7 protein-coding genes are annotated in these 6,475 nt (G+C 53.8%); 1 reads left to right on the top strand and 6 read right to left on the bottom strand.

Features of this window, described 5'->3' with window-relative positions; genetic code table 11:
* Positions 1 to 126 precede the first annotated feature (126 nt).
* The gene (gene radA / locus AC128V_RS06170; RefSeq protein ID WP_482763802.1) at positions 127 to 1,437 is read left to right on the top strand and encodes a DNA repair protein RadA; all 1,311 of its coding nucleotides are present in this window, start codon (positions 127 to 129) and stop codon (positions 1,435 to 1,437) included.
* On the opposite strand, the gene AC128V_RS06165 is transcribed toward radA, so the two are convergent.
* From AC128V_RS06165 to AC128V_RS06140, 6 genes are all read right to left on the bottom strand, one after another.
* Positions 1,430 to 2,035: a hypothetical protein gene (locus AC128V_RS06165; RefSeq protein ID WP_482763801.1), complete on the bottom strand. Its 606-nt coding sequence runs from the start codon at positions 2,033 to 2,035 to the stop codon at positions 1,430 to 1,432. The two genes, radA and AC128V_RS06165, sit on opposite strands and share 8 nt — an antisense overlap.
* 13 nt (positions 2,036 to 2,048) lie before the next feature.
* The gene (locus AC128V_RS06160; protein WP_482763800.1) at positions 2,049 to 2,543 is read right to left on the bottom strand and encodes an amino-acid N-acetyltransferase; all 495 of its coding nucleotides are present in this window, start codon (positions 2,541 to 2,543) and stop codon (positions 2,049 to 2,051) included.
* An 18-nt stretch (positions 2,544 to 2,561) separates the two neighbouring features.
* Entirely contained in the window at positions 2,562 to 3,071 is a 510-nt protein-coding gene (locus AC128V_RS06155; protein WP_482763799.1) for an SOUL family heme-binding protein, read from the bottom strand.
* On the bottom strand, positions 3,072 to 5,528 hold the full coding sequence (locus AC128V_RS06150) for an ATP-dependent Clp protease ATP-binding subunit (protein WP_482763798.1): 2,457 nt from the start codon (positions 5,526 to 5,528) through the stop codon (positions 3,072 to 3,074).
* A 54-nt stretch (positions 5,529 to 5,582) separates the two neighbouring features.
* Complete coding sequence (locus AC128V_RS06145; RefSeq protein WP_482763797.1) at positions 5,583 to 5,768, bottom strand: hypothetical protein; 186 nt, start codon at positions 5,766 to 5,768, stop codon at positions 5,583 to 5,585.
* Positions 5,769 to 5,773: 5 nt separating this feature from the next.
* Positions 5,774 to 6,475, bottom strand: a 702-nt coding sequence (locus tag AC128V_RS06140) for an amino acid--tRNA ligase-related protein (protein ID WP_482763796.1), incomplete at its 5' end; no start/stop codon positions are given.

Raw genomic sequence — 6,475 nt, 5'->3', positions numbered from 1 at the left:
GATGCACCCAGGGACAGCATCAAAACCAGCCAAAACTCGTACTTATGGTTCTTTGTCACGTCTCAACTTTCAACACCAGTGCGTTTGAAGAGTTTAGGTGTCCTAGGTGTGAGTTAGGTTTCATTCGTGGCTAAGCAAAAAAGCGAATTTAAGTGTTCAGAGTGTGGCTGGACCACCGTCAAGTGGGCAGGACGTTGTGGCGAGTGCCAAGCCTGGGGCAGCCTGGACGAGAGTAGTGGCACAACCAAAGAGGTGCGTGCGATAAAGCTCAACGAGTCGCAAGCCGCCAGACCAATCACCGAGATTGAAACCGGCGAAAGCCAAAGCCAGCCAACCATGGTCGGAGAATTTGACCGAGTCCTTGGCGGCGGATTGGTGCCGGGCGCTGCGATTCTGCTATCCGGTGAGCCAGGTGTCGGAAAATCCACCCTGCTACTTGAGGTTGCCTCTCGCCTTGCCAAACAAGGCAAGAAGGTGCTCTACGTCTCCGCTGAGGAATCTGCCTCCCAAGTAAAACTCCGAGCCCAGCGAACTAACGCGCTCACCCCAAATCTTTACCTTGCCGCTGAAACCGATCTGGCCACAGTGCTCGGTCAGGTTGAAGCGATCAGGCCAGAACTTTTTATCGTTGACTCGGTTCAAACTGTTGCATCGAGTGACATCGATGGCGTTGCAGGAATGCCGGCTCAGGTTCGCGAAGTTGCCGCCAACCTCATCCGCACCGCAAAGCAAAACGGGATTCCACTGCTATTGGTCGGTCACGTCACAAAGGACGGTTCAATTGCCGGCCCGAGAACCCTCGAGCACCTAGTCGATGTCGTCTGCCACTTCGAAGGTGACCGTCAGACCTCGCTGCGCTTTATAAGGACTCTGAAGAACCGCTTTGGGCCAACCGATGAGGTCGGCTGCTTTGAGCTAACCGGCGAAGGCATCTTGGAGGTTCCGGATCCAAGTGCGCTGTTTGTATCCGGTTCCCAAAACCCAGTTTCCGGCACCTGCATCACCGTAACCGTTGAGGGCAAGCGCGCACTCATCGCTGAGATTCAGGCCTTGGTTGTTCACTCCACATCGCCGCAACCTAGAAGAGTTACCAATGGCGTCGACGCCTCGAGAGTGGCAATGATCCTCGCGGTGCTGGAAAGACGAGCTGGCATTTCGGTCTCCGACAAAGATGTTTATGTTTCAACTGTCGGTGGAATGAAGATCACCGAACCGGCGGCAGATTTAGCAATCGCCATCGCAATTGCATCTGCAGTGAAAGACAAGCCCGTTAGCCACCAAGTAGCCGCCTTTGGTGAGATCTCACTCGCTGGCGAAATCAGAGGTGTCACCAATGGCTCGCAGCGCAACCAAGAAGCCCAGCGTCTTGGACATGCAACAGTGATCGGTGAAAAGGGTCAGCTGGTAAAAGCTGCAATCAACCAAGCAATTAGTTGAGAATAAAAGTTTTCTCTTCTGAGATGACACCGTTGACTTCAACCTTGATTTTGTAGGTTGCGCCGCCGGTTGGAACCAAGTCATTGGTCTCTGCATTACAGCCGGTCTCAGATGAGTAAACCTTGTCCCATGGCCCCTTCTGAGCGGAGAATGCCTGGTTGGCTGGCAAAACGACATCGGAGTCGGTTAGCCCGTCTCGAGAACACTGCTTGGATGACCAATAGGTCTGGTCACCAGAAGTGATGGTGAAGAAGGTGCCGCGCAATCCAACATTGAACTTGCAGTCTTCCAAACCAGTGTTGACGATGGAATACCAGATCATTGGTTTCTCATCAGCTCCGAAGGTGTTGAGAGTTTCAGTCTCATTGCCAATCATCACCTCAACCTGAACCACACCTGGCTGGCAAACTGGAGCATCTCCAGGAGCTGGCGCTTCAGCTGACACCGTGGCCGACTCACTCATTGCAGGGGTAACGGTGGTTTGCGAAGGCGTGCCAAACGGGTTAGCAATTGAGATGTAGGCCCAGACACCGATGATTAGGGCAGCGAGTAGTAGGACGCCGCGACGGCGGGCATAGATCTGTTGCTGGGTAGGCATGTGACAAATCTAGTTATAGGTATTTCAGCATGCGGGAGTTTCCCAGCGTGTTCTGCTTAACTCTCGCCAAATCCAAAAACTCTGCAACACCCTCGTCGTTCGAGCGAACCATCTCGGCATAGGTCTCAGCGTCGACTGGCATATCAGAAATCTCTGCAAAACCGTGGCGCTGGAAGAAGTCAACCTCAAAGGTTAGGCAGAAGACTCGGTGGACACCCAGGTTCTTAGCTCTTTCTAAGAGCTCGTTCAACATCGCTGCACCCAAGCCACGGCGCTTGTTGTTTACATCCACCGCCAAGGTTCTAACCTCAGCCAAGTCCTGCCACATCACATGCAGAGCACCAAAGCCAACGACTTCGCCATCGAGCTCGGCAACCACAAATTCTTGAATTGATTCGTAGAGCTCGACCATTTCCTTGCCCAGAAGAATGCGATCAGCGACAAGGGGTTCGGCGATCTTTTGGATGCGCGGAACATCGCTGGTGCGGGCGGAACGAATCAAGAGCATTGGGTAATTATGGAGCAATTAGCCCTGGAGTGGGATTAAAACCTCATTGTGCCGAAGGAAAAACGGAGTCCATGGACCGTCGAACCGGGCGTAAATTGCAGCCCCTGCGATCTCGAGTTTCTTTTTGGCGAGAGCTTCTTTGAGCGCTTTGGCCTTTGAATCAAAAAGCGGCTGGCTTGCCAATCCCGAGAATGAAACCGCAGCAAATTTCCCGCCTGGATGCTCAGAAAAACTAAGCGTCGGATCCGAACTGGATGGCATCTGACTCATCGACATGCTGGCTGGCATCACGAAAGAAGTGACAAAGCCTTCTTCTTTCTTGGCCTGCATCACAGGTGCGGTCATGGCGATTGACTTGCCAGCGTTATTGCCACCGAAGATGTAGTTGGCCAAGCGCCGAAATGACTGGCTCCCGGCTGTTGACATGGAGCCAGACTCGTTAGTACTCACCAGAATGTGTGGCGGGTACTGACGAATCTCAAAGGCACCGAGGTTCTCAATGACTTGATAACCCAGCTTCTCGGTCATTTAGGAAACTACCGACTGTGCGCGCTCAGTTGAGACAAAGCTGAATTCCCCAGAGCTGAAATCAACCAGGATGTCCTGGGAGTTCTTGACGTCTCCACTGAGGATGCGCTCAGAAATTGCGTCCTCAATCTCACGCTGCACAACCCTGCGCAATGGCCTAGCTCCCAGAGATGGCTCGTAGCCAAGCTCAATTAGCTTCTCCTTAGCGCTGCTGGTCAGAATCAACTTCAGGTCACGGTCATCCAGACGCAACTGCAGACGCTTGATGAACAAGTCGACAATCAGCAGTAGCTCCTCGCGGGTGAGCTGTGGGAAGACGATTACCTCATCGACACGGTTTAGGAACTCCGGCTTGAAGTTTTGCTTCAGGGACTCATTCACGCGTGACTTCATCTGGTCGTAGTCGTTCTTAGAGTCACCTTCCAAAGTAAAGCCCAAAGCTCCGCGAGTGATCTCTCGGGTGCCGAGGTTGGTGGTCATGATGATTACGGTGTTCTTGAAGTCAACAACTCGACCCTGGCCATCGGTTAGACGACCCTCCTCCAAGATCTGAAGTAGCGAGTTGAAGATGTCCGGGTGAGCTTTTTCGATCTCATCAAAAAGCACGACAGAGAACGGCTTGCGACGAATTTTCTCGGTGAGCTGTCCGCCCTCGTCGTATCCAACGAATCCCGGAGGAGCACCAAACAGGCGAGAAACAGTGTGCTTTTCGCTGTATTCGCTCATGTCCAAAGCGACCAAGGCGTCTTCGTCATCGAATAGGAACTCTGCCAGAGCCTTTGCCAACTCGGTTTTTCCAACACCGGTAGGGCCTGCGAAGATAAATGATCCGGATGGGCGCTTTGGATCCTTTAGTCCCGCACGCTGGCGGCGAATGGTCTTGGATAGCGCTGCAATAGCTAGGTCCTGACCAATCACGCGCTGGTGAAGCTCCTGCTCCATGAAAATCAACTTCGCGCCTTCTTCTTCGGAGAGGCGGAACACAGGAATGCCGGTTGCCTGCGCAAGCACCTCTGCGATTAGGCCCTCGTCAACGATGCCTGGCTTTTCGACATTGCCATCACGGAATTCCTTCTCCATGCGCATCTTCTCGGCGGTGAGCTTTTTCTCCTCATCGCGCTTGGTGGCTGCTAACTCGAAGTCCTGGTCGGCGATTGCCTGTTCTTTGGCCCTCTTCACAACCGAAACCTTGTCTTCCATGTCACGAAGTTCCGGTGGGGAAGATAGGAAGCTAAGGCGCAATCTTGCACCGGCCTCATCGATTAGGTCGATGGCCTTGTCTGGCAGGAAGCGATCCGAAACGTAGCGGTCGGACATAGCCACAGCCGCAACAATGGCCGCGTCGGTGATTGAAACCTTGTGGTGAGCCTCGTAGCGATCGCGAAGCCCCTTGAGGATGTTGATTGCCATCGCAGGGGTAGGTTCTGCGACCTGAACCGACTGGAAGCGTCGAACTAGCGCAGCATCCTTTTCAAAGTGCTTGCGGTACTCATCCAAGGTGGTGGCACCGATGGTCTGCAGTTCACCGCGAGCCAACATTGGCTTGAGGATAGACGCTGCATCGATAGCGCCCTCGGCAGCTCCAGCACCAACCAGGGTGTGGATCTCATCGATGAAGGTGATGATGTCGCCTCGGGTGCGAATCTCCTTGGTTACTTTCTTTAGACGCTCTTCGAAGTCACCGCGGTAGCGAGACCCTGCAATCAGGCTTCCCATATCCAGGGTGTAAACCTGCTTGCCGCGAAGGGTCTCTGGCACGTTGTTGGAAACAATTGCCTGAGCAAGACCTTCAACAACCGCGGTCTTACCAACACCTGGCTCACCAATCAAGATTGGGTTGTTCTTGGTTCGGCGCGAAAGAATCTGCATTACGCGCTCGATCTCGCGTTCGCGACCAACAACCGGGTCCAACTTGCCCTCGGCAGCTGCCTGGGTGAGGTTACGACCGTACTGGTCCAAAATCTGTGAGCCCTTTGGCTGTGGGTTAGTCTCGCCGCCAACCGCGACAGACTCCTTGCCCTGGAAGCCGGAGAGCAGCTGAATAACCTGCTGGCGAACCTTATTGGTGTCTGCACCCAGCTTGGTTAGCACCTGAGCTGCCACGCCTTCGCCCTCGCGAATTAGCCCAAGTAAAAGGTGTTCGGTTCCGATGTAGCTGTGACCAAGCTGAAGTGCTTCACGAAGCGATAGTTCTAGAACCTTCTTGGCTCTTGGGGTAAATGGAATGTGACCGCTAGGTGCCTGCTGGCCCTGACCGATGATCTCCTGGACCTGCTCGCGAACCTGCTCTAAGTTGATGCCGAGCGCTTCTAGCGCCTTGGCTGCTACGCCTTCACCCTCGTGGATCAATCCGAGCAGGATGTGCTCGGTGCCGATGTAGTTGTGGTTTAAAAGCTTGGCCTCTTCTTGAGCAAGCACGACCACGCGTCGGGCCTTGTCGGTAAATTTCTCGAACAAGTTGGCACCTCCAAAATCTCTAATGGAAATGCTAGGTGGCGATTGGGGTAACTACTAGGGCTGTTCGCCCAAGGCGTTAGCGCGCTTTGCCCGCTCTTCGGCCTCGATCTTGGCGTAGGTGTCGCGCTCACCCTTATCGGCTCTCAAAATTGAGCGCAGCATGATCCAAAACAACACGCCAACTAGAGCCGGTGGAATCAAGGAAATCAATGCGTCTAACAGCATGTCGGTGGGGTTCATAATCTCTACTTCACCAGCGGGAACAGGATGGTTTCGCGAATACCCAACCCGGTCAGGGCCATTAGCAGGCGGTCAATACCCATACCCATTCCACCCGAAGGTGGCATACCAAACTCCAAAGCCTTGAGGAATTCCTCATCTAGCTTCATTGCCTCTGGGTCACCGGCCTTAGCAAGTTCCATCTGCGCCATAAAGCGCTCGCGCTGAACCACAGGGTCAACCAGCTCTGAGTAGCCGGTGGCCTGCTCAAAGCCGCGAATGTAAAGATCCCATTTCTCTACAACCCCCGAGATTGAGCGGTGGTCGCGAGTCAAAGGTGAGGTGTCAACTGGGAAGTCGGTTACGAAAGTCGGACGGTCAAGACCAGGCTTTACAAAGTGCTCCCAGAGCTCCTCGACATACTTACCGTGCAGCGGGTGCTCAATGTCAATATCAACGCTCTTTGCGAGCTTCTTGAGTTCTGCGATGTCGGTAGCCGGGGTGATTTCAACACCAGCAGCCTCAGACAATGAGTGGAACATCGAAACCTTTGGCCAGGAACCGCCAAGGTCATTCTCAGTGCCATCATCAAGGGCAACCTGGTGGGTGCCAAAGACGTCCATAGCAGCATTCTGAATAAGCTCCTGGGTCAGCTCCGCCATGGTGTTGTAGTCACCGTAGGCCTCATAGGCCTCGAGCATCGCAAACTCAGGAGAGTGAGTGCGGTC

The sequence above is a fragment of the Aquiluna sp. genome (genome assembly GCF_965064355.1).
This window is presented reverse-complemented; position numbering and strand designations above follow the sequence as displayed.

Coding starts and splice junctions, on each gene's coding strand:
- AC128V_RS06165 (WP_482763801.1), bottom strand. CDS start 2,035: ATGCCTACCCAGCAACAGATCTATGCCCGCCGTCGCGGCGTCCTACTA.
- AC128V_RS06160 (WP_482763800.1), bottom strand. CDS start 2,543: ATGCTCTTGATTCGTTCCGCCCGCACCAGCGATGTTCCGCGCATCCAA.
- AC128V_RS06155 (WP_482763799.1), bottom strand. CDS start 3,071: ATGACCGAGAAGCTGGGTTATCAAGTCATTGAGAACCTCGGTGCCTTT.
- AC128V_RS06145 (WP_482763797.1), bottom strand. CDS start 5,768: ATGAACCCCACCGACATGCTGTTAGACGCATTGATTTCCTTGATTCCA.